Genomic DNA, 1,614 nt, shown 5'->3' with positions numbered 1-1,614 from the left:
GGTCACCATGCTGCCCAACTCCCCCGAGGTGCGCCAGGTGGCCCTGGGGCCGGGGGGCGTGGCCGAGGGCGCGGCTGCGGGCCTGGTGCTGGCGGACATGAGTTCCATCGCGCCCCTGGCCGCCCGCGAGATCGCCGCCGAGCTGGCCGCCAGGGGCGTGGGCATGGTGGACGCCCCCGTGAGCGGCGGCGAACCCAAGGCCGTGGAAGGGACCCGGGCCGTGATGGCCGGCGGCGCCCAGGCCGATTTCGAGCGCTGCCTGCCCGTGCTCCAGACCATGGCCGCCACCGTGACCCACGTGGGCGAGGTGGGCGCGGGCAACGTGGCCAAGCTGGCCAACCAGATCATGGTGGCGGGCAACATCGCGGCCATGTCCGAGGCCCTGGTGCTGGCGGCCAAGGCCGGGGTGGGCCCCGACGTGGTGCACAAGGCCATCCGCGCCGGGCTGGCCGGGAGCACGGTCTTCGACGCCAAGGCCCCCCTGGTGATGGACGGCAAGTTCGACCCTGGCTTCCGCATCCGCCTGCACGCCAAGGACCTGGGCAACGTGCTGGAGACCTCCCACGCGCTCAATGTGCCCTTGCCGCTCACGGCGCAGCTTCTGGAGGTGATGCAGGGGCTCATGGCCTCGGGCCTGGGCGACGCCGACCACGGCGCGCTGATCCGCCACTGGGAGAAGCTGGCGGGCGTGGAGGCCAGGCGCAAGGGATAACGCCTTCTTGCCGGGAACTTTCGGAAGGAAAGCCCGTCCGCGCTCCGGCCCGGACGGGCTTCGTCTGGTTCAGCGCACCCCGGCCGGGGGCGGGCAGACCCTGCTCTGGCCCTCGTAGACCCGGATGGGTTCGTGGATGGGCACGATGGCCGAGAGCGAGTGCAGGCGCTCCAGGATGAATTCCGTGATGGCCAGCCCGCGCGAGAGCATGAGCGTGCCGTCCACGGCGCGCATGTCCGCGGCCAGGATCATGCCCGGGGCCAGACCCGGCAGGCGCACGTCGCGGATCTGGCGGCAGTCCTCCCCGTCCACCAGGGCCTCCAGCGCGGCCAGGAGCGGCGCGCCGTAGCGCGTGGGGCGCTCGCGCAGTGCGTCCAGGGCCTGTTGCTGGGTTTTTCCGGCCAGGAGCAGGTCGTCGTAGTCCAGGGCCAGGAGCAGCAGGCGCGCGCCCAGGGTGCCCTCGATGCCCGGCTCGGGGGAGTCCAGCTGGCAGAGGATGATGTCGGCCACCTCCTCCATGCGGGGAATCTTCTTGATGAGCGTCGAGGCCGTGCGGATGCCCAGGTCGAAGGCGTGCTGCTCCTCGGGGTCCAGCTGGAGGCCGGAGTAGCGCTTGACGAGGATTTCGTGCGGCACGGTGACGCAGCCGAGCTGGGAGAGCAGCGCCGCCAGCTCGTACTTGCTGGCCCCGGGCAGCTTCATCTCCCTGGCCAGCCCCGTCACCAGCCGCCGGATGCGGTCGGAGCGGCCGAACGCCTGGGGATTGACCATGGAAAGGATCTCCACGATCACGCTCACGCTGCCCAGGAGCGTGTTGCGCAGGAGGTCCTTCTCCAGGTTGAGCAGCCCTGCTCCATGGAGCAGCTCACCACGGCCGTGGACGCCGCCCTGGAGCAGAACAG

At 71.3% G+C, this 1,614-nt stretch carries 2 protein-coding genes; one reads left to right on the top strand and one right to left on the bottom strand.

Features of this window, described 5'->3' with window-relative positions:
* Positions 1 to 712 (top strand): NAD-binding protein (locus ACV4UX_RS19375; RefSeq protein WP_491594911.1); only part of this gene is annotated, 712 nt, incomplete at its 5' end.
* 69 nt (positions 713 to 781) lie between these two features.
* On the opposite strand, the gene ACV4UX_RS19370 is transcribed toward ACV4UX_RS19375, so the two are convergent.
* On the bottom strand, positions 782 to 1,614 hold an 833-nt coding region (locus ACV4UX_RS19370; protein ID WP_491594910.1), incomplete at its 5' end, for an HD domain-containing phosphohydrolase.

The sequence above is a fragment of the Fundidesulfovibrio sp. genome (assembly GCF_058402725.1).
This window is presented reverse-complemented; position numbering and strand designations above follow the sequence as displayed.